The organism is Mesorhizobium sp. M7A.F.Ca.AU.001.01.1.1 (genome assembly GCF_004022735.1).
Taxonomy (GTDB): Bacteria; Pseudomonadota; Alphaproteobacteria; order Rhizobiales; family Rhizobiaceae; genus Mesorhizobium; species Mesorhizobium ciceri.
In genome coordinates this window covers 1-20,960 of sequence record NZ_RZPF01000016.1, presented here as the reverse complement: position 1 = coordinate 20,960, position 20,960 = coordinate 1, and the positions used below count along the sequence as shown (strand labels likewise).

Here is a 20,960-nt window from a genome sequence, read left to right as displayed (position 1 = left end):
TATCGGAAGACACACCCTTCCACCCGAGCACGCAAAAGGGCCGCATCCGCTGCGCCATGGAGGAGTTGTTTCGTCGCGAGGCCGACGCGAGCCGCGTCCGCACCATTCTTCTGCGGGCCGGCGATTTCTTCGGCGGCACCGGCAGCGGATCATGGTTCGACCTGATCGTTGCCGCCAAGATCAACAAAGGTATCTACACCGCGCCTGGCCCGGTCGAGCTCGTGCATGAATGGGCCTATCTGCCTGACTTCGCTGTGGGTTTCGTCGCGCTGGCGCGCAATCTGGACAAGCTCGGCTTCTATGAAGCGCTGAACTTTCCGGGCCACGCGGTCACCGATCTGCAGATCAAGGCCGCTGCCGAGAAGGCTATTGGTCGTCCGCTCAAGATGACTTCGATGCCCTGGTGGGTGCTGCGCGCTGGCAGCCCGTTCGTGGCGATGTGGCGCGAGATCGTCTCCATGTCCTACCTGCGCTTCGAGCCGCATCAGCTGGCTTCGATACGGCTGGAAGGCATCGTCGGCGAGATCCCGCACACGCCGTTGGATCAGGCGGTTGCTGAAGCTCTTGGCGATATCGGCATTGCCACCGTGAATGGCGTTGCGAAAGCTGCCTGACTCCCGCGATCATGGGCGCCGCCCCTCTGCACACTGAACAATCCACGAGAGGGCGCCTCAGAGCCGTCCCATCAACAGCAACACCATGAGCACCACCAGCACGACGCCGACAATACCCGACGGCCCATAACCCCAGGAGCGCGAATGCGGCCAGGCCGGCACCGCGCCGATGAGGACAAGGATCAGGACGATGATGACGATGGTGGTGATCGGCATGAGAAGCCCTCGCTTCGACGTTTCGCTCAGAGACAATGCAGAGGCCGCCCGGTTGTTCCGGGCGGCCTCTGCGGTCAAATCGGCGATGGGGTCTATTCGGCGGCTTTCGGAAAGGCGATTTCCGGTTCGTCGCCTGCTTCCTGGCCAGGCCTGTCGGTCGGCGAAACCGTTCCCTTGCCGCGCCGGAACAGCCGGCGGAAAAACGCATAGAAGCGGCTGTTCTTGCTGCGCGTGAAAATCATCAGCATCGACGGCGTCACCACCAGCGTCAGCAAGGTGGCGAAGGACAGGCCGAAGACGATCGCCGAGGACAGCGAAATCCACCATTGCGTCGACGGCGCGTTGATCGTCGTCTCGTGATGGAAGATTTCCAGCCCAAGGCCGAAGGCGATCGGCAACACGCCGAGGATCGCCGACACCGCCGTCAGCACCACCGGCCGGGCGCGCTCGCGGCAGGTCTGCAGCACCGCGTCCATCTTGTCCCAGCCTTCTTCGCGCAGCCGGTCATAGGTGTCGATCAGCACGATGTTGTTGTTCACCACCACGCCGGCCAGAGCGATGACGCCAATGCCCGACATGACGATGCCGAAGGTCTCGCCTGTGATCAGCAGCCCCAGGAACACGCCAACCGTCGCCATGACCACGCAGGACAGCACCATCAGCACGCTGGTGAATTTGTTGAACTGCATCAGCAGCACCAGGAAGATCAGGAAGATCGCCGCCCCGAACGCCTTGCCAAGGAAGGCGCTGGCCTCGGCGCTGTCTTCGTTCGAGCCGGCCAGCTTCCAACGTATGCCGCTGCCGAGATCCATCCCGGAGACGGCCTTGGTGACCTCCGCCTGCACGGCCGCGACCTGGGCGCCTGCGGCAACGTTTGCCTGGACGACCACCGTGCGCGCGCCGTCGATACGGTTGAGGATACCGACCGTCGGCTCCGGCTTGCGCACGACGAAATTCGAGATCGGCACCGAGCCTTGCGAGGTCTGCACCCTGAGCTCGTCGAGCGTCGACAGCGTGCGCCGGTCTTCCGGCAGACGCAGCCTGATGTCGACGGCGTCGTCGGCGCCGGCAGGCCGGTATTCCGAAAGCTTCAGCCCGTTGGTCACCAGTTGCACCACTGTGCCGACAGCGGTTGGGCTGATGCCATATTGCGCTGCCTTGGCACGGTCGACCTCGAGCGCCCAGTCGACGCCGGGTGGCGGGAGGCCGTCGGAAATGTCGATGACGCCAGGCACCTTGCCGATGCGTGCCGCAACCGCGCGCGCTTTGTCGTCGAGCCCCTTGGGGTCGACGGCCGAAAGCCTGATCTGGATCGGCTTGCCGGTCGGCGGACCGGCCTCCGGCACGCGCACCTCGACATCGACGCCGGGAATGCCGGCCATGACGCCGCGCAAATCGTTCAGGATCTGGTTCGCCGACTTGCGCTCGCGCCAATCTATGAATTCGTACTGGATGACGCCGACGACGTCTTCAGGGACATCCTGGCCGCCGCCTTGTGTCTTGCCGACGCGGGTGTAGACCGACTTGATGCCGGGCCAGCCGAGCATCCTGTTTTCGGCAATCTTGGTCGCCGTATCCATTTCGGCCAGCGAAAGGTTGCCGCGCGCGTGCACGTAGAGCAGGCCGTAGTCGGGCTCGACACTGGGGAAGAATTCGACACCGGCGCCATATTTCGAATAGGCAAAGCCGACGCCGAACAGCAGAGCGACCGTCAGCAAAACCACCGTAATCGGAAACCGCACCGCCTGCTTGACGATCGCCATGTACCAGCCGTCGCGATTATCATCCTCATGATGCTCCGGCGCCTTGGCGAAGATCGCCCCCAGCGTCGGCGCGAACACCAGCGCATAGAGCATCGAGGCCGATAGCGTGACGATCAGGGTGATCGGCATGTACTTCATGAAGTCGCCGATGATGCCCGGCCAGAACAGCAGTGGCGAGAAGGCGGCTATGCGCGTCATCGTCGCGGCAATGACCGGACCGGCCATGCGCTTGGCGGCCAATGCGAAGGCTTCCGCCTTCGGCATGCCTTCGCTCATCCGCCGTTCGGCGAACTCGGTGACGATGATGGCATCGTCGACCAGCATGCCGACAGCCAGGATCAGGCTGAACAGCACGATCATGTTGATCGTGTAGCCCATCATCGCCAGCAGCAGGATGCCGATCAGGAAAGACGACGGAATGGCCAGGCCGATCAGCAGCGAGGCACGACCCGACAGCGCGTAGAGGATGACGATGAACACCAGGATGACGGCGATCATGACGTGGTTCTGCAGATCGCCGAGCAACTGGTTGACGAAGACCGACTTGTCCTGCGTGTAGGTGACGTTCATGCCTTGCGGCATCGTCTTGACGTAGGCGTCGGACACCTCCCTCACCTTGGCGAGCGTGTCGATCAGATTGGCGCCGATGCGCTTCTTGACTTCGATGGCGATGGCCGGCTTGCCATTGAGGCGCGTGATCGTCGTGGCATCGGCGAAGGTCGAGCGGATCGTCGCGATGTCCTTGGCCTGCACCACGGCATTGGGGCCGGCGACCACGGGCAAGGCCGCCACGTCCTCGGGCGTCTCGATCAGTGACGGCACCTTGACGGCGTATTTGCCTTCCGAGCCTTCGATATTGCCGGCGGCGACCAGACTGTTGGAGGCCCCGACAGCGCCGATCAGCTGATCGAGTTGCAACCCGTAGGACGACAGTTTCATCGGATCGATGACGACTTCGACAAGATCGTCGCGCGAACCCTGCAACGAGCCCTCCAGGACGCCTGGCACTTCCTCGATACGGTCGCGCAGTTCGCGCGCGGCGGCGGTCAGCACGCGTTCGGGCAATTCGCCCGACAGGGTGACGACGAGGACGGGGAATTCGGAGATGTTGACTTCGGTAACGACCGGCTCTTCGGCCGCCTGCGGCAGGTCGGCCTTGCCGTCCTGCACCTTGGAGCGCGTGTCCTGCAAGGCCGTCGCCAGATTTGTCTGCGGCTGGAACTCGACCAGCACATAGCCGCCGCCCTGGAAGGCGGCCGAGCGCATTTCCTTGAGGCCTTTCAGGCTCTTCAGCTTGCTTTCCATCGGCCGCAGCAGAAGGCGCTCCGAATCCTCAGGCGAAATGCCCTGATAGATCAGGCTGATATACATCATCGGAATCGGAACGTCGGGCTCGGCTTCCTTCGGCGTCGACTGATAGGCGACCCAGCCGGCGAGCAGAAGGAAGACGAGGACCGAAATGGTCAGGCGGGCATTGTTGATTGCGAGTCTGACGATATCCATGGCTAACGCCTGTTCTTGAATTTCACGAGCTGCGTCGCAGCCAAGTGTCCCCGCCCGGGGTCTGTCCGCCGTACCCCATGCTACTGCGTGCCGGCGGTCGCTTCGCCCAGCAGTTTCTGGATGGTTGCCTGGTCGGCTTCGACCGGCTTGACCTCATCGCCTTCCTTCACCAGTTCCTGGCCGGCAACGATGATGCGCGCATCGGCAGGGATGCCGCCAAGCACCAGGCCGGTCGGCGTGTCGTCGACGAGGTCGATGGGGAAGAACGCAACCTTGTTGTCCTTGCCGACGGCACGGATGCCGAGGTCGCCCTTGTCGCCGAGCGTCACCACCGAGCGCGGCAGCAGCACCGCATCGGTCGGCAACGCGCTGAGTGCGATTTCCGCCGTCATGCCGGCCGGCACGGAGCCGTCGGCATTGGGGACGGCAACCTCGACGCGGAAGGTGCGGGTCGCCGAAGAGGCGTCGCGGCTGATGTAGCGCACGGTGCCTTCGACAGTCTGGCCGCTGACCAGCCGTATGGTGGCCTTGTCCCCGAGTTTCAGGTAGCCGAGATCGCGCTCGCTGACTTCGCCGCGGGCAATCACCGGATCGAGCTTGAGGATGGTTGCCACCTCGCCGCCCTGCATGATGGAACTGCCAAGTTCCACCGGCACCCGGTCGATAACGCCGTCGAAGGGCGCCTTCACCTCGTTGCGGTCGAGTTCGGCCTGTGCCGTTTCCAGTTGCGACTGCGCCGAGGTCAGGTTCGAGCGCGCGGTGTCGAGCTGCAGCTTCGGCAGATTGCCGGTCTTCATCAGCCGCAAGGCTGCGTCCAACTCGGCCTGGCGCTGCACCACCAACTGCTTTGCATTGTCGACCATCGAGATCTTTTCTTCCGCCGCAAGCATCAGTACCAGATCCCCCGTCTTGACGTGATCGCCTTGCTTGACAGGCAGCTTGTCGATGACACCGGCGACGCGCGTCGCCAGCACCGCCCGCTTGTCGGCTTCGGTCAGCCCGGAAATGCGGATGGCGCGTGCATAGGTCTTGCGTGGCGGCGTCACCACCGCAACGGTGCGCAGCGGTGCCTTCGGCTCGGCTTCAGCCGTCTTCGGCTTGGCCGCGTCCGGCGCCTTGGCCTGTTCGGCTCCGGCTGCCTTGGCTTTGTTGGCGGCTACGCTGCCGACCGACGAAAACTCGCCTGTCGCCATCCACGCCGCGAAACCAATGAGCACAACAATGGCTGCAAGCTTGTGAAACCTGATTCTCGGCATCGTCGTTGTTTTCCACTGCGGGTTCGGCCAGCGTCCTCATAACGCGGGCGCGTCGCCGATATGGGTGCGCGCCAAGCCGTGTTCAATTTGCCGTGATCGGCGAAGCGCGCTTCTACATCAAAGTTGCACCGCAATATAGTCTGAAAGTTGCAAGATCATTGCCCCGGCGGACAAGATGCGCCCGCCGCGGCCCAGTCTTCGATCGCTTGATAGGTCGCTTCGGCAGAGCCCGGAGCCGGTTCACGATCCGGCCCCGGCGCCCAGCCCCAGGCGACCAATCTGTCGTCGCGAACATGCAGCGCGATGTCCTTCAAGCTGCGGTTGCCATTGCGCAGGGGATCCCTGATCTGGGCGCAGATTTCGGCCGAGGATTTGCCGAACCAGGCCATCTCGGCCGGCGCCAAATGCCAGTTCTCGGCCCCGGGCGGCCCGTGCAATGCCTTGGAATTGCTGGAGAAATGGCAAGTCGTGCAGCGCAGGCCCGGATTGCCGAAGCCCGACCCGTCAGCACCGCGCTGGACATTGAAGGCGTGAACGCGCGTACCGCGATAGTGCGCACCCGACCATCGCGGCCGGTCGTCCGCGACATGACAGTCGGCGCAGCGCGGATGCGAGAACACCGCATAGACCTTGTCCCATTCGGGCAGGCCTTTCGCCGCGTCGACGGTCGCCGGCGCCGGCGTCTGGCTCTCTTGCGCAATCGCAAACGGCGCTGCGAGCACGAGCATGGCAGCAGGCGTCAGCATGATGAGGAGCTTCTTCATGCGAAGGCCACCGTTTTCGACAGCGGCAGCGTGCGGATGCGCTTTCCGGTGAGCGCGAAGATGGCGTTGGCGAGTGCTGGAGCCGCCGGCGGTGTGCCGATCTCGCCGACGCCGCCCATCTTGTGGAAATTTTCCAGGATGGCGACTTCGAAGACCGGGCACTGGAAGATCCGCATGGCATCGAAATCGTGGAAGTTCGACTGTTCGACCATGCCGTCGGCGAAGGTGATTTCCTGACCCATCGCCGCCGAAAGGCCGTAGATGGCGGCGGAAATCAACTGCGCCTCGATGATGCCGGGATCGAGCGCGGTGCCGACATCGGCGGCGATCCACACCTTCTCGATGCGGATGCCGGCCGGCGTGTCCGCCACCTGAACGATCTCGCCGACCCAACTGCCGAAGGACAGCGTGAAGGCCATGCCCTTGGCCTTGCCGGCGGGCAGCGCCTCGCCCCATTTCGCCATCGCGGCGACTTTCTCGACCACCTTCACCGCCGAGGGATAGGCGGCCATCAGTCTCTTGCGCATCTCGACCGGATCGATTTTTCCGGCGACCGCGATCTCGTCCATGAAGCCCTCATGGAAGAAGCCGTTGACCGAACTGCCGACCGAACGCCAGGAGCCGACAGGGATGGAGACCGGCGCCGCGATACCCCTGACCCGATAATTCGGGATCGTGTAGGGCTGGTCATAGGCGCCATCGACAATGGTCTTGTCGGGACCGAGCGGCGATACCGAGGGGAACAGCCGGCGCAGCGTACCGGCAATCACCGATGGCGAGGCCATCTTCATGTCGACCGCGATCGGCATGCCATCGTCACCGAGCCGCGCCTGGAACTTGCCGATAGCAGCCGGCCGATAGGCGTCGTGCCGCATGTCTTCTTCACGCGTCCACGTCACCTTGATCGGGCGTCCGCCCGTCTCCTTCGCCATCAGCGCGGCACACAGCGCGTAGTCCATCTCGACGCGCCGGCCGAAACCGCCGCCCATGAAGGTGGTGTGCACATTGATCTTGTCCTGCTCGATGCCGACCGCGTTGGCGCAAAGCTGCCGCACCAGGGTCGGCGCCTGGTTGCCGCACCAGATGTCGAGCGCACCGTCCCTGAACTGTGCCGTGGCGTTCATCGGCTCCATCGTCGCATGCGCCAGATAGGGCACGGCATAGTCTGCCTCGATGATGCTTTCGCGCGGCGCGTCGGCAAAGGCGGTTTCGACATCGCCATTGTCGCGCATCACCGACCCCTTGGTGGCAAGCGCCTGCTTCAGCACATCTGAAATGGCGGCGCTGCTGAGCGGATATTCAGGATCGGACCACTGGGCGTCGATCGCCTCGGCCGCCTTGAATGCTGCCCATGTATTATTCGCGATGATACCGAAGCCATGGCCGTAATTCGTCTCGAGCAGCACGATCTTGATCACCCCAGGCATTTTCTCGGCTTTGGAGAGGTCCGCCTTGACCGGCTTCGACCAGAAGCGCGGGCTCATCTTGACCGTGCCGTAGACCATCTCCGGCAGCCGGACATCGATGCCGAAGATCGGCGCCCCGGTGAGCTTTGCCAGCATGTCGATGCGCTTCTGCGGCTTTCCCAGCAGCTTCCAGTCGGCCCGGTCCTTGAGCCTGACTTCGGCCGGCCGCGCCATCGCGGCGGCAGCCGCGGCGACCGCGCCGTAGGTCAGCGATTTGCCCGACGCCTTGTGCAGGATCGAACCGTCGGCCGTTTCCAGATCGGCCGCCGCGACACCCAGTTTTTGCGCTGCCGCTGCGACCAGCATCTGCCGGGCAGCGGCACCCGCTTGCCGCATCTTGTCAAAACCGTCGCGTGTCGAAGCCGAACCGCCGGTGCCCTGCAGGGCAAGGAATTTGCCGACCACACCGAGACCGGAACGCACCGCCTGCGCGGTCAGGCTTTCATCGAAGAAGGCGAACGGACCGCCCTCCTCGAGGATCGCGGCGTTGTAATAGGCATGGGATGCCGGTCCATGCTCGACCATGACCCGGTCGAGCCCGACGTCGAGTTCCTCTGCGACCATGGCCGCAAGCGTCGTCGAGATGCCTTGCCCCATCTCGGCGCGCGGCGCGACGATGGTGATGGTGTTGTCGGCGCCGATTTTCACATAAGGGTTGAACGTCGCCTCGCCCTTGCCAAGCTCGGCCTCGAGCGGGTTCGGGAACGGCTTGCGATAGTAGTAATAGCCGACGGCAACGCCGCCAGCGACAGCGGCAGCGCCAATCAGAAACGTGCGGCGGGCGATCTTTCCGACACTGGCCATGGTCAGAGCCCCGCCGTCTTGAGCGCCGCGGCCTTTTTGATGGCCGAGCGGATTTTGGGATAGGTGCCGCAGCGGCAGAGATTGCCGCCCATGGCGTTGTCGATGTCGGCATCGCTCGGGTCGGCGACTTCATCGAGCAGCGCCACCGCGCTCATGATCTGGCCGGCCTGGCAGTAGCCGCATTGCGCGACCTGTTCCTCCAGCCATGCCTGCTGCACCGGATGCAGTCCGCCTGCCGTGCCGATGCCTTCAATGGTGGTGACGGCGCCGCCGACCTCGCCGACGGGAAACGAACAGGAACGCACCGGCTGACCGTCGACATGTACAGTGCAGGCGCCGCAGGCGGCGATGCCGCAGCCAAACTTTGGCCCGGTCTTGCCAATGAGATCGCGCAGTGCCCACAGCAGCGGCATGTCCGGATCGGCGTCGATATCGAATGACTGACCGTCGACGGTGAGGCGCATGGGGATACCCTTTGTTGTCGTCCACTGCCAAGGGCGAAGCGGCCTCCCGGCCGTTTCGCTCCGATACAGATTGACAAATTTCGTCATTTTGTCAATTAGGATTTTGCAGGATAGAATTGCTCTATGAACCAGATCGAAGACACCGCCACCGCCGATCCCAAACGCGTCCGTATTCTGGATGGCGCGATGAAGGTGTTTTTGGCCTATGGCTTCTCGCGCACCACCATGGACGACATTGCCCGTGCCGCCGACATGTCGCGCCCGGCGCTCTATCTCCTGTTCAAGAACAAGACCGACATTTTCCGCGCCATCGCCATGATGATCCTGTCGCGCTCGGTCGAGGCGGCAAGGTTTGCCCTATCCGGCGACGGCCCTTTCACCGAGCGCATGATGCGAGCCATCGATGAGGCCTTTATCTCGATGATGAGCGCGGTCGTTGCCTCGCCGCACGGCGCCGAATTGCTGGACATGAAATCGAGCCTTGGCGATCTGGTGGGCTGCTGGCGCGGCGGGCTTGGCCAACACATCGGCGCCGCGATAGAGGGCGAGGCAGCCAGGAACGGCGTCGATCTGGCGGCCAGGGGCCTGTCGGCGCAACTGCTTGCCGACATGCTGCTCGACGGGCTGGAAGGCATGAAGGCGCGGATCAGAGATCCGGAAGGGCAGCGGCAGGCAGCCGCTGCCCTGATCAGGGTGATCGACCTGACCTTGAAAGCATGATTGCGGACCAATCGATGCACATCGATTGGTCGCTCAGGCGCGCCGGCGCTCTGCCTCCGGGTTCTTGCGGGCCGCAAGAAATTCCTTGACCCGCCGGCCGGGTGCCGGACCGCGTACCGGCTTGAAGCCGTCATCCAGTTCGCCGGAGAGATCGAGCGTCGGTCGCTTGCCGACGGCGTCGTAATTCTCTTCCAGCCAGTCGCTGGCGGCGGTGCGGCCGAGATCTCTGAGGTAGGTCAGAAACGCCCATTCGGCGTTGACCTTCGAGGACGCCGACAGGTCCTTGAACGCCTCGTCGGCATCGATGCGGTGCATGCGGATGTCGCGGTACTCGCCATGTGGCAGACGGCCGGCGGCGATCAGCTCCTTGACGAAGGCAATCGAGCGGAATTCGCGCAGCAGCCCGGCGTTGAAGGTGATCTCGTCGATGCGGTTCTGGATCTCGTTGGCGCTTCTTGGTGTTCCCTCGCGCACCACCGGATTGATCTGCACCAGAAGCACGTCCTCGGTCGCAGCCGTCTTGAAGAACGGATAAAGCGCCGGATTGCCGCCATAGCCGCCATCCCAATAGGGCACGCCCTTGATCTCGACGGCGCGGAACAATTGCGGCAGGCAGGCCGAGGCCATCACCGTATCGAGGTCGATCTCCCCGTCGGAAAAGACGCGCAACTGTCCGGTCTCGACATTGGTCGCCGAGATGAACAGTTCCATCGACTTGCAGGCGCGGACGTTCTCGAAATCGATCTCCTGCTGCACCACGTCGCGCAGCGGATTGAGGCCGAGTGGGTTGGCGACATAGGGCGAGAACACCCGCGACATGGTATCGAAGAAGAGATAGCCGGGCGTGTTCTCGATCGACCAGTTGCCCCAGGCGACGTCCCACGGCATGCGCTGCACCGGGCTGAACCGCCCCTTGGCCGCCACCGCGCGCCAGAAATCGTCAAGTTTTTGCCGCGCGCCTTCGACTCCGCCGCGCACATATCCGTCGGCCAGCGCCACCGCGTTCATGGCGCCGGCGCTGGTGCCGGACACTGCTGATATCTCCAGCCGTCCGTCCTCCAGCAGCCGGTCGAGCACACCCCAGGAAAAGGCCCCGTGCGAGCCGCCGCCCTGAAGCGCTACGTTGATCTTCTTCGTCTCCTCCGCCTTGCCGTTCTTGGTCATGGCGTCGTCCTTGATCTATCCCTTTGGGTGGATGAGAGAGTTTTGCGCCTCACGCGGCGGTCCAGCCGCCGTCGACCGACAGTTGCGTGCCGTTGACCTGCGCCGCCGCGTCCGAGCACAGGAACACCGCCGCTGCCGCGATCTGCTCCACCGTGACGAATTCCTTGGTCGGCTGCTTGTCCAGCATGACCTCACGGATGACGGTCTCGCGGTCCATCTGATGGGCTTTCATCTGGGCGGGGATCTGCGCCTCGACCAGCGGCGTCAGCACATAGCCGGGGCAGATGGCGTTGCAGGTGATTTTTTCGCGCGCCAGTTCGAGCGCAACGGTTTTGGTCAATCCCATGATGCCGTGCTTGGCCGAGACATAGGCCGATTTGAACGGCGACGCGACCAGGCCATGCGCCGAGGCGATGTTGACGATCCGGCCGCCGCCGGCCTTTTTCATCAGCGGGATGGCGGCCGCGATGGTGTGGAACGCCGACGACAGGTTGATGGCAATGATGGCGTCCCATTTCTCGATCGGGAACTCTTCCACCGGCGCGACATGCTGGATGCCTGCATTGTTGACGAGAATATCGACCGAACCGAATGTCTCGGCCGCCTTGGCGATCAGCGCCCGGCATTCGGCCGGCTTCGACATGTCGGCCTTGATATAGGCCGTCTTCGCCTTGTGCTGTCTGGCGATCGCGTCAGCGATGGCGTGGTCGGCAGCCGTGTCGGAGAAGGAGTTGACGACGACATTATGGCCTTCGGCCGCCAACGCCTGGGCGATGGCCAGGCCAATGCCCGATGTGGAGCCGGTGATGACTGCGTGTTTTCTGGCGGCCAAGGTCGAAATCCTCTGGTTGCGGCAAGAGCGATCTTATGTTGCAGTGCAGCATATATGCTCAATGCGACGCAATAACAGCGGCCAGAATTTTTCGACGAGATGAAATTTTCGTCATGAGCGGCCACACGGCCGCTCACCAGGAGGATCCTGATCGGATCGGAGTCGCTCGCCAGGCGCCGAAAGAACCTCAGGCGACCAGGTCCGGCACCGGCCCGACATAGCGCGACTGCGGTCGGATCAGCCGTCCAGTCGTCTGCTGTTCACGCGCATGCGCGATCCAGCCGGCCACGCGCCCGGCGGCAAAGACATTGCTGAAAGCTTGCGGCGGAAAGCCCGCCGCTTGCAGCACCAGCGCGGTGTAGAACTCGACATTGGTCTGCAGCGAACGCTGCGGCTTGGCGATCCTAAGCACCTCGAGCGCCGTTTGCTCGACGGTCTCCGCAAAGGCCAGCCGGCGACCGGTTTCGCCCTCGCCGCCGAGTTGCCGCACGACGGCCTTCAGCACATCGGCGCGCGGATCGCGCACACGGTAGATGCGATGGCCGAACCCCATGATGCGCCTGCCCTGCGCGATCTCGTTGCGCAGCCAGCCGGCGGCATCGCCATGCGCCTGGATCGCATCCAGCATCTCGATGACGGGGCCAGGCGCGCCACCATGCAGCGGCCCTTTGAGCGCGCCAAGCCCGGCCAGCACAGAGGATGTCAGGCCGGCCTGCGTGGAGGCGACCACGCGCGTCGCAAAGGTCGATGCGTTGAGGCCGTGGTCGCAGACGGTCACCAGATAGGTGTCGAGCGCTTTTGTGAGCGCCGGCGAGGCGACGCGGCCGCCCAGCATCCTCAGCATGTCGGCGGCATGATCGGTGCGGCTGTCCGGCGCGATCGGCTGCTCGCCGCGCCGCAGGCGCAGCAGCGCCGGCGTCAGCACGGCGGGCGCCGCGATCAGCAGCAAGGCGTCGGTCAAGGTCTCGCCATCCGGCAGCTGCGCCATGCCGGCGCGCATGGCGCTGTAGACATCGAGCGGCGCCAGCAAAGGCAGCGAGGGCAAGAGCCGTTCGAACACGTCCGCACGCGCCTGTCCCAGCGCCCGCGTCAGTTGCGCATCATCGGGAAGGTCGTTGAAGAAGCCGTCGAGCAGCAGCCTAACCACCTGGGCATAGTTCCAACGGCCGGCCAGTTCCGGCAGCGAATGACCTCGGATCGTCAGACGGCCGCCAAGACCATCCACATCGGAAAGCACGGTTTCCGCCGCCACCACATCATCGAGCCCATTCGCCATAGCCTGTCTCCTTGAAGCATTTCCGGATCGGAGATAGAGATGGGCAACGTTTCCATCAATCTTGATCAATATAATCAATATCAGGGCTCGATATGTCCGAGTGGTTGTCCCGGGAAGAGGCGCTGGAGAGACTCAAGGTGCGGGCGCAGACGCTGTACGCCTATGTCAGCCGTGGGCGCATCGGCATGCGGCCCAACCGCGCCGATCCGCGCCGCAGCCAGTACCGCGCCGACGATATCGCCGCACTGGCGACCCGCCGGGCGCGCGGCCGCAGCCCGTCAGTCATCGCCGAAAGCGCCATCGCCTGGGGCGAGCCCTCGATCGTAACGGCGATTTCGACCGTCTCGCGCGGTCGGCTTATCTATCGCGGGCAGGACGCCGCAGTGCTCTCCGGGCACGCCACACTGGAAGAAGCCGCCGCCGTTCTGTGGGCTCTGCCGAAACCGGTGGCTTTCGAAGCAGCGTCGCCGGACGCACCCCATCAAGCTGGCCGAGCCTCGGCCTTTGCGCAACTTGCCGTGCTTGCCGGTCAGGGGCGCCCGTCGCTCGGGCGCAGCGCCGCCTCGCTGCATACCGATGCCGCGCACGCGGTCGGCGTGCTGGCCGCCGCGCTGGGCGCACCGGCGGGGTCAAATCCCGTCCATCAGCGGCTTGCGCAGGACTGGTCGGTGGATGCCGGCCGCGCCGATGCGATCCGCCGTGCGCTTGTCCTGCTTGCCGATCATGAACTGAATGCGTCGACCTTCGCCGCGCGCGTCGCAGCCTCGACCGGCGCGCCGCTGGCCGCTTGCCTGCTGGCAGGGCTCGCGACGCTGTCAGGCCCGCGCCATGGCGGCGCCGGAGAGGCGGTGATGCAACTGGCCGAGGATGCGGCGCGGCATGGCGCCGATGCGACGATCCGGCGCTGGCTCAGCCATGACCGGCCGCTGCCGGGGTTCGGTCATCAACTCTATCCTGACGGCGATCCCCGCGGGGCGGCGCTGCTGTCGGTGATCGAGGTTGACGGCACACTATCGTCGCTGCGCGACGCTGCCTTTGCGGCGACCGGCGCGCTTCCCAACATCGACTTTGGGCTGGCCGCGCTGACGCGCAGCCTAGGCTTGCCGCGCGATGCACCGTTCCGCCTGTTCGCGCTCGCACGCAGCGTCGGCTGGGCCGCGCACACGGTCGAACAGATAACAAGCGGAAGTGTCATCCGGCCGCGCGGCCGCTATGAGGGCGTGCTGGTGTAAGGCCGCAAGAACGCCAGGCGCTCAGGACATCGTGTCGAGCTTGCGCTGCATGGCCGCGATCTGGTCCTTCAGTTCCTGAAGATCGTCGGGCTTGTCAGGCGTTTCCTTCCTGGCCGGCTCGGGCGACGTCGCAGCGGCTGGCGCGGAGCCAGCGGGCGGGAACGGCGTGAACAGCCGCATCGCATTCTGGAACATTTCCATGTTGCGGCGCGTCTGTTCCTCCAGCGCCTTGATCGGCGTGGTGATCTTCATCATGTCGAGCGGCGACTTGCCGAGCGCCCCCTTCATCTGCTCGCGAAAGCGCTCCTGCTCCTTGGAAAAGGCAAGCATCGACTGTTCGAGGAAGCTCGGGACGATCATCTGCATCTGGTCACCGTAATAAGCGATGAGCTGGCGCAGGAACGGGATCGGCAGCATGTTCTGCCCGTCCTTGTTCTCCAGTTCGAAGATGATCTGGGTCAACACCGGATGCGTGATGTCGTCGCCGGTCTTGGCGTCCTGGACGGTGAACTCCTCGCCCTTCTTGACCATCTCGGCGAGGTCCTCGAGCGTCACATAGGTGCTGGTGCCGGTGTTGTAGAGGCGGCGATTGGCGTATTTCTTGATGATGATCGGATCGTCTTTAGCGGCCATCTACATCCTCCCGGGGACACCGGCGCGCCTCTGAGTAAGCCGCCGATAACGATTGTGCCTTTTTTGAGGATATGCGCAAAAGCCTCACAATTCCAAGCAGTTTGTGCAGTGCGGGATCACTAAATGCTGCATGGCAGGCAAAATATGCTGCGCAGCAATGGACGAATGGCCGCCATGGCAAGGCATGGCCTGCTTGCGGCGCATGGGCGCCATGCCCATTTCCGGTTTGACTTGGGGTTGGGAAAGGGCAAGAAAAGTCCCCAACGACAGAGCAACACCCTTGAAGTCTGGAGAAGAAAATGTCCGCTTCCATCGTCATTGCCAGTGCGGCGCGCACGCCGGTCGGCTCCTTCAACGGCGCTTTCGCCGCCACCCCGGCGCATGAGCTCGGCGCCGTCGTCATCACGGAATTGCTGTCGCGTGCCGGCGTCGAACCAGGCGAGGTCGACGAGGTCATCCTCGGCCAGGTGCTGACCGCCGCGCAAGGCCAGAACCCGGCCCGCCAGGCATCGATCAATGCCGGCCTGCCCAAGGAAACCACCGCCTGGGGCCTCAATCAGGTTTGCGGCTCGGGCCTGCGCGCCATCGCGCTCGGCATGCAGCAGATCGCCATCGGCGATGCCAAGGTGATCGTCGCCGGAGGCCAGGAATCGATGTCGCTTTCGACGCATGCCCAGCACCTGCGCGCCGGCGTCAAGATGGGCGACTTCAAGCTGATCGACACCATGATCAAGGATGGGCTGTGGGACGCCTTCAACGGTTACCACATGGGCAACACAGCCGAAAACGTCGCGCGTCAGTTCCAGATCACCCGCGAAGACCAGGACCAGTTCGCGCTCGCCTCGCAAAACAAGGCCGAGGCCGCGCAGAAGGCCGGCAAGTTCAAGGACGAGATCGTCGCCGTCACCATCAAGGGCAAGAAGGGCGACACCATCGTTGACCAGGACGAATACATCCGCCACGGCGCCACGATCGACGCCATGACCAAGCTGAAACCGGCTTTCGACAAGGACGGCACGGTAACCGCCGCCAACGCCTCCGGCATCAATGACGGCGCCGCCGGCGCGCTGCTGATGAGCGAAGCGGAAGCGGTGAGGCGCGGCATCACCCCGCTGGCGCGCATCGTGTCCTGGGCAACCGCCGGCGTCGATCCGCAGATCATGGGCACCGGACCCATTCCCGCCTCGCGCAAGGCCTTGGAAAAGGCCGGCTGGTCGGTCGGCGATCTCGACCTGGTCGAGGCCAACGAAGCCTTTGCGGCGCAGGCCTGCGCCGTCAACAAGGACATGGGCTGGGATCCCTCGATCGTCAACGTCAATGGCGGCGCCATCGCCATCGGCCATCCGATCGGTGCGTCCGGCGCTCGCGTCTTCAACACGCTGGTCTTCGAAATGCGCCGGCGCGGCGCCAAGAAGGGTCTCGCTACCCTGTGCATCGGCGGCGGCATGGGCGTCGCCATGTGTGTCGAAGCACTCTGAAGAAAGTCACTAAACGGGCGGCGTGCATGCATGTCGCCCAAAACTGCGCAGCGGTTTTGGGAACACCGACATGCATAAAACCAAACAGCTGAAGCGCATCGCCTGAACCTACTTCAGCGCGACGCGCTTTAGCCGCCCGTTCTGTATCCAGTGCCTGCCAAGCCCGACAACAGGGCGATATCAAAAAAGGGGAAATGCATGACCAAGGTAGCAATCGTCACAGGCGGATCGCGCGGCATCGGCGCGGCGATCTCGATCGCATTGAAGACCGTCGGCTATTCGGTTGCGGCGAACTATGCCGGCAATGATGCCGCAGCGGCGAAATTCAAGGCTGAGACCGGCATTCCGGTCTACAAATGGTCGGTCGCCGACTATGATGCCTGCGCCGCCGGCATCAAGCAGGTCGAGGCCGATCTCGGCCCGGTCTCGGTGCTGGTCAACAATGCCGGCATCACCCGCGACGCCATGTTCCACAAGATCACGCGTGAGCAGTGGAAAGAGGTCATCGACACCAACCTGTCCGGCGTCTTCAACATGACGCATCCGCTGTGGAGCGGGATGCGCGACCGCAAGTTCGGCCGCATCATCACCATCTCCTCGATCAACGGCCAGAAGGGCCAGGCCGGCCAGGTCAACTATTCCGCCGCCAAGGCCGGCGATATCGGTTTCAGCAAGGCTCTCGCCCAAGAGGGGGCGCGCGCCGGCATCACTGTCAACGTCATCTGTCCCGGCTATATCGCCACCGAGATGGTCAAGGCGATCGACGAGAAGGTGCTCAACGAGCGCATCATTCCGCAGATTCCTGTCGGCCGCCTCGGTGAGCCCGAAGAAATCGCGCGCTGCGTCGTCTTCCTCGCATCCGAAGATGCCGGCTTCATCACCGGCTCGACCATCACGGCCAATGGCGGCCAGTATTTCGCCTGACGACGGCGATGTAGGCGCAGAGATCGACGGGCCGGCGCGCCGGCCCGTTTTTCGTTTGCGCCATGGTCCCTTCGAAGTGACAGCACGGCTGCTGACCCAATCCGGCACGCAGAGGTTAACAGCGGCCCGGCCGGCCTGTGCGAAACCAGCTTCCAAGCCTGTGGATTCTCGGTGGATAAGCTGTTCACAACACAAGATATTGAGGTGAACAAAACGGGAAAATTCCGCCATCGCTGATTCGTCGCCGATTCGTTCCGGCTTTGAGCTGAACGTTAACGACGACAGCCGGAATCCCCTGCCAATTGCTTAACGCAGATTAAGAAAGATCAACAATTTCATAACCTTGGTCGAGGCACGCCAAGCCATTGTGATCGTTTATCGGCAAAGGTTAATGGCAATGCCCTCTTAGCACGAAACGGGCCAGTTCAGCGATTCAGCATGTGGTGCGTCTCGTGGTCGCGAAATCCACATATAGCCGTGAACAAAAGCTGAACCTGCAGGAGTCACTGATTCGTCGCCGATTCGTTCCAGACTCGTTCTATCCGTTAATCCGCATTCTGATTGAGAGCTTGACGGAACCACCTTCTGGCTGCCGACGGAACATTCCGCTTTCGCTTCGCGCCCGAAATCCCTATGTGTCGCCTGTCATACGCGCCCATTTGAGGCACGCTCCCGACAACCAGAGGCCAGAAGCCTTATCTCCAGGTCCCGGAAGCCTTATTCTAGGTTGATGAACATCCAGCCCAAACACACTGAGCCGCTGATCCTGTCGGGCCGCGACGTGACCGCCGTGCTCGGGCCGACCAACACCGGCAAGACCCATCTCGCCATCGAGCGCATGGTGGCGCATGAGAGTGGAATCATCGGCCTGCCGCTCAGGCTTCTGGCGCGCGAGGTCTACGCCCGCGTCTGCGAAAAGGTCGGCGCCCACAAGGTTGCGCTGATTACCGGCGAGGAAAAGATCCAGCCACCGGGCGCCAAATATTCGGTCTGCACCGTCGAGGCCATGCCGCGCGAGACCGACGCCGCCTTCGTCGCCATCGACGAGGTGCAGCTCGCCGGCGACCTCGAGCGCGGCCACATCTTCACCGATCGCATCCTGCACCTGCGCGGCCGCCAGGAAACGCTGCTGCTGGGCGCCGCCACCATGCAAAGTATCCTGCAGCGCCTGCTGAGGGGTGTCTCGGTGGTGACGCGGCCGAGGCTGTCGCATCTTGCCTATGCCGGCTCCAAGAAGCTGACCCGCCTGCCGCGGCGCACGGCGATCGTCGCCTTTTCCGCCGACGAGGTCTACGCCATCGCCGAGTTGATCCGCCGCCAGCAGGGCGGTGCCGCCGTCGTGCTCGGCGCGCTCTCGCCGCGCACCCGCAACGCCCAGGTGGCGCTGTTCCAGTCCGGCGATGTCGACTACCTCATCGCCACCGATGCCATCGGCATGGGTCTCAACCTCGATCTCGACCACGTCGCCTTCGCCCAGAATCGCAAGTTCGACGGCTTCCAGTACCGCAATCTGACGGCGGCCGAGCTTGGCCAGATCGCCGGCCGCGCCGGCCGGCATCTGCGCGACGGCACGTTCGGTGTCACCGGCCAGGTCGACCCGCTGGACGAGGATCTGATCAAGAAGATCGAAGGCCACGACTTCGACCCGGTGAAGGTGCTGCAATGGCGCACCGCACATTTCGACTTTGCCAGCCTCGACGCGCTGAAGCGCTCGATCGAAACCAACGCCCCGGTCGAGGGACTGACACGGGCATTGCCTGCCGTCGATGCACAGGCGCTCGAGCATCTGTCGCGCGACGAGGACATCCGCGCACTCACCACCAATGCCAAGCGCGTGGCGCTGTTGTGGGAAGCCTGCGCGCTGCCCGACTACCGCAGGATCGCGCCGGCCCAGCATGCCGACCTCATTGCCTCGATCTACACGGACCTCGCACGCCACGGCCATGTCGACGAGAATTATATGGCCGAGCAGGTTCGCCGCGCCGACACAACAGAGGGCGACATTGATACGCTCTCGCATCGCATTGCCCAGATCCGCACCTGGACATTCGTGTCGAACCGGCCCGGCTGGCTGGCCGATCAGGCACACTGGCAGGAAAAGACGCGCGAAATCGAAGACAGATTGTCGGATGCGCTGCATGAGCGGTTGACGAAACGCTTCGTAGACCGCAGGACTTCCGTCCTCATGCGGCGCCTTAGAGAAAATACCATGCCTGAAGCCGAAATTAGTCCTACCGGAACCGTCCTTGTCGAAGGCCACCATGTCGGCGAGCTGCAAGGGTTCCGCTTCACCGCCGACCAGACCGCCGGCGGCGAAGACGCCAAGGCGGTGCGCACCGCTGCCCAGAAGGCGCTGGCCGCCGAGTTCGAGGCGCGCGCCGAACGCTTCGGCGCCTCGGCCAATGGCGATATCGCGCTCGGGTCGGATGGCACGCTGCGCTGGATCGGTGCGCCGATCGGCACGCTTGTATCAGGCGAAGACGCGCTGAAGCCGCGGCTGGTGCTGCTGGCCGACGAACAGCTGACCGGCCCGGCGCGCGACAAGGTCGCCGCGCGTGCCGAGCGTTTCGTCAATTTCCAGATCGAGTCGCTGCTGAAGCCGCTGGTCGACTTGAAAAACGCCGACCAGATTTCCGGCATCGGCCGTGGCATCGCCTTCCAGCTGGTCGAGAATTTCGGCCTCATCAACCGCCGCGACATCGCCGAGGAGATGAAGTCGCTCGACCAGGAAGGCCGCGCAGCCCTTCGCCGGCTTGGCGTGCGCTTCGGCGCCTACCATGTCTTCGTGCCGGCGCTGATCAAGCCGGCGCCTGCCGGGCTGGTGACGCTGCTGTGGGCGCTGAAGAACGACGGCAAGGACAAGCCAGGTTTTGGCGACGTGGTCCATGCGCTCGCCTCGGGTCGCACCTCGGTGGTCATCGACCCCGCCTTCGACAAGACCTTCTACAAGCTTGCCGGCTACCGCAATCTCGGCCGTCGCGCCGTGCGCATCGACATCCTGGAACGGCTGGCGGATCTGATCCGCCCGGCGACCAACTGGAAGCCCGGCCTCGGCCAGCGCCCGGACGGCGCCTATGACGGCCAGTCCTTCATGGTGACGCCGCCGATGATGTCGATCCTCGGCGCCACCGCGGACGACATGGAAGAGATCCTCAAAGGTCTCGGCTACCGTGCCGAGCCGAAGCCGGCCGTCGAGGTCAAGGCGCGGCTCGAAGCACAGGACAATGCCGCGCGCGAAGCAGCGATGGCGAAGCTTGCGGCGGAAGAGGCTGCACGAGCCGAGCAGACCAAGGCGGCGGACGCCGCAGCAGAGGCAGCAGTCGAAGGGTCGGAGCCGGCATCGGACGCAGTGGCCGTTTCGGAAACGGCGACCGAAATGACCTCCGACGCCGCGGCGGAACCTGCTGCGCCTGCCGTGGGAGAACAGGCGGACGCTCCGGTCGAAACCGTGCAAGACGAAGCGCCTGTTGCCGAGGCTGCTGCTGAACCGGCACCGGTTGAACCGCAGGCAGAGGCTGAAGCTGCCGAGACTGAAGCCGCAGCGGCAGAAGAAGTTGCACCGGCCGAGCTGGTGTCAAATGCCGCGCCGGCAACGGACGCCGCGCCGGACGAACCCGTGACGGTGACTGAAGCAGCCACCGGGGAACCCGCCCCGGAAGCCGAAGCGCCAAAACCCATCCTGTTGTGGCGTCAGGGTCGTTTCGAACAGCGCCCGCGCAACCGCGACGACAACCGCAGGAACAATCGCCCACGCAACGGACAAGCGCGCGGCCGAAGCGATGCGCCTGCGGACGCCGGCGCACCGAACGCCGCTGCACCCGGAGAGCGTCCGGCCCATGAAGGACCTGTCT

At 64.0% G+C, this 20,960-nt stretch carries 16 protein-coding genes and 1 pseudogene; 6 read left to right on the top strand and 11 right to left on the bottom strand.

Features of this window, described 5'->3' with window-relative positions:
* A pseudogene (locus EN884_RS02290) lies at window positions 1-614 on the top strand (oxidoreductase); the annotation flags it as partial.
* 57 nt (window positions 615-671) lie between these two features.
* Here EN884_RS02290 and EN884_RS02285 read toward each other — a convergent pair.
* The 6 genes from EN884_RS02285 to EN884_RS02260 form a co-directional block, all read right to left on the bottom strand.
* A complete protein-coding gene (locus EN884_RS02285; protein WP_013529196.1) occupies window positions 672-830 on the bottom strand; it encodes a DUF3309 family protein in 159 nt (52 codons plus the stop codon).
* 92 nt (window positions 831-922) lie between these two features.
* Complete coding sequence (locus EN884_RS02280) at window positions 923-4,096, bottom strand: efflux RND transporter permease subunit (RefSeq protein ID WP_063169179.1); 3,174 nt, start codon at window positions 4,094-4,096, stop codon at window positions 923-925.
* Between the two features lie 80 nt (window positions 4,097-4,176).
* The gene (locus EN884_RS02275) at window positions 4,177-5,352 is read right to left on the bottom strand and encodes an efflux RND transporter periplasmic adaptor subunit (protein ID WP_013529194.1); all 1,176 of its coding nucleotides are present in this window, start codon (window positions 5,350-5,352) and stop codon (window positions 4,177-4,179) included.
* Window positions 5,353-5,507: 155 nt separating this feature from the next.
* Complete coding sequence (locus EN884_RS02270; protein ID WP_063169180.1) at window positions 5,508-6,116, bottom strand: hypothetical protein; 609 nt, start codon at window positions 6,114-6,116, stop codon at window positions 5,508-5,510.
* Window positions 6,113-8,386, bottom strand: coding sequence for a xanthine dehydrogenase family protein molybdopterin-binding subunit (locus EN884_RS02265; RefSeq protein WP_063169181.1), 2,274 nt, complete (start codon window positions 8,384-8,386; stop codon window positions 6,113-6,115). Before EN884_RS02265 ends, EN884_RS02270 begins: the two co-directional genes overlap by 4 nt.
* Window positions 8,387-8,388: 2 nt before the next feature.
* Window positions 8,389-8,850: a (2Fe-2S)-binding protein gene (locus EN884_RS02260; protein WP_063169182.1), complete on the bottom strand. Its 462-nt coding sequence runs from the start codon at window positions 8,848-8,850 to the stop codon at window positions 8,389-8,391.
* A gap of 123 nt (window positions 8,851-8,973) precedes the next feature.
* Here EN884_RS02260 and EN884_RS02255 point away from each other — a divergent pair, with 123 nt between their 5' ends.
* Window positions 8,974-9,570: a TetR/AcrR family transcriptional regulator gene (locus tag EN884_RS02255; RefSeq protein ID WP_013529190.1), complete on the top strand. Its 597-nt coding sequence runs from the start codon at window positions 8,974-8,976 to the stop codon at window positions 9,568-9,570.
* A 33-nt stretch (window positions 9,571-9,603) separates the two neighbouring features.
* Here EN884_RS02255 and EN884_RS02250 read toward each other — a convergent pair whose 3' ends face one another.
* From EN884_RS02250 to EN884_RS02240, 3 genes are all read right to left on the bottom strand, one after another.
* Window positions 9,604-10,734 (bottom strand): patatin-like phospholipase family protein, encoded by a 1,131-nt coding sequence (locus EN884_RS02250; RefSeq protein ID WP_027162499.1) that lies wholly within the window; start codon window positions 10,732-10,734, stop codon window positions 9,604-9,606.
* Between the two features lie 49 nt (window positions 10,735-10,783).
* Window positions 10,784-11,575, bottom strand: coding sequence for a 3-hydroxybutyrate dehydrogenase (locus EN884_RS02245; protein ID WP_063169183.1), 792 nt, complete (start codon window positions 11,573-11,575; stop codon window positions 10,784-10,786).
* Between the two features lie 178 nt (window positions 11,576-11,753).
* Window positions 11,754-12,842 (bottom strand): citrate synthase/methylcitrate synthase, encoded by a 1,089-nt coding sequence (locus EN884_RS02240; protein ID WP_063169184.1) that lies wholly within the window; start codon window positions 12,840-12,842, stop codon window positions 11,754-11,756.
* A 92-nt stretch (window positions 12,843-12,934) separates the two neighbouring features.
* On the opposite strand from EN884_RS02240, the gene EN884_RS02235 reads away from it, so the two are divergent.
* Window positions 12,935-14,074 (top strand): citrate synthase, encoded by a 1,140-nt coding sequence (locus EN884_RS02235; RefSeq protein WP_063169185.1) that lies wholly within the window; start codon window positions 12,935-12,937, stop codon window positions 14,072-14,074.
* 21 nt (window positions 14,075-14,095) lie between these two features.
* On the opposite strand, the gene phaR is transcribed toward EN884_RS02235, so the two are convergent.
* A complete protein-coding gene (phaR, locus tag EN884_RS02230; protein ID WP_063169186.1) occupies window positions 14,096-14,707 on the bottom strand; it encodes a polyhydroxyalkanoate synthesis repressor PhaR in 612 nt (203 codons plus the stop codon).
* An 84-nt stretch (window positions 14,708-14,791) separates the two neighbouring features.
* Entirely contained in the window at window positions 14,792-14,920 is a 129-nt protein-coding gene (locus tag EN884_RS40065; protein ID WP_255337222.1) for a hypothetical protein, read from the bottom strand.
* A gap of 86 nt (window positions 14,921-15,006) precedes the next feature.
* Between EN884_RS40065 and EN884_RS02225 the strand changes: the two genes are divergently transcribed.
* The 3 genes from EN884_RS02225 to EN884_RS02215 form a co-directional block, all read left to right on the top strand.
* Window positions 15,007-16,185: an acetyl-CoA C-acetyltransferase gene (locus EN884_RS02225; RefSeq protein ID WP_024502944.1), complete on the top strand. Its 1,179-nt coding sequence runs from the start codon at window positions 15,007-15,009 to the stop codon at window positions 16,183-16,185.
* Between the two features lie 198 nt (window positions 16,186-16,383).
* A complete protein-coding gene (gene phbB, locus EN884_RS02220; protein ID WP_013529183.1) occupies window positions 16,384-17,109 on the top strand; it encodes an acetoacetyl-CoA reductase in 726 nt (241 codons plus the stop codon).
* A gap of 730 nt (window positions 17,110-17,839) precedes the next feature.
* A partial coding sequence (locus EN884_RS02215; protein WP_128360459.1) for a helicase-related protein occupies window positions 17,840-20,960 on the top strand: 3,121 nt, incomplete at its 3' end.

Coding starts and splice junctions, on each gene's coding strand:
- EN884_RS02285 (WP_013529196.1), bottom strand. CDS start 830: ATGCCGATCACCACCATCGTCATCATCGTCCTGATCCTTGTCCTCATC.
- EN884_RS02280 (WP_063169179.1), bottom strand. CDS start 4,096: ATGGATATCGTCAGACTCGCAATCAACAATGCCCGCCTGACCATTTCG.
- EN884_RS02275 (WP_013529194.1), bottom strand. CDS start 5,352: ATGCCGAGAATCAGGTTTCACAAGCTTGCAGCCATTGTTGTGCTCATT.
- EN884_RS02270 (WP_063169180.1), bottom strand. CDS start 6,116: ATGAAGAAGCTCCTCATCATGCTGACGCCTGCTGCCATGCTCGTGCTC.
- EN884_RS02265 (WP_063169181.1), bottom strand. CDS start 8,386: ATGGCCAGTGTCGGAAAGATCGCCCGCCGCACGTTTCTGATTGGCGCT.
- EN884_RS02260 (WP_063169182.1), bottom strand. CDS start 8,850: ATGCGCCTCACCGTCGACGGTCAGTCATTCGATATCGACGCCGATCCG.
- EN884_RS02255 (WP_013529190.1), top strand. CDS start 8,974: ATGAACCAGATCGAAGACACCGCCACCGCCGATCCCAAACGCGTCCGT.
- EN884_RS02250 (WP_027162499.1), bottom strand. CDS start 10,734: ATGACCAAGAACGGCAAGGCGGAGGAGACGAAGAAGATCAACGTAGCG.
- EN884_RS02240 (WP_063169184.1), bottom strand. CDS start 12,842: ATGGCGAATGGGCTCGATGATGTGGTGGCGGCGGAAACCGTGCTTTCC.
- EN884_RS02235 (WP_063169185.1), top strand. CDS start 12,935: ATGTCCGAGTGGTTGTCCCGGGAAGAGGCGCTGGAGAGACTCAAGGTG.
- phaR (WP_063169186.1), bottom strand. CDS start 14,707: ATGGCCGCTAAAGACGATCCGATCATCATCAAGAAATACGCCAATCGC.
- EN884_RS40065 (WP_255337222.1), bottom strand. CDS start 14,920: ATGGCGCCCATGCGCCGCAAGCAGGCCATGCCTTGCCATGGCGGCCAT.
- EN884_RS02225 (WP_024502944.1), top strand. CDS start 15,007: ATGTCCGCTTCCATCGTCATTGCCAGTGCGGCGCGCACGCCGGTCGGC.
- phbB (WP_013529183.1), top strand. CDS start 16,384: ATGACCAAGGTAGCAATCGTCACAGGCGGATCGCGCGGCATCGGCGCG.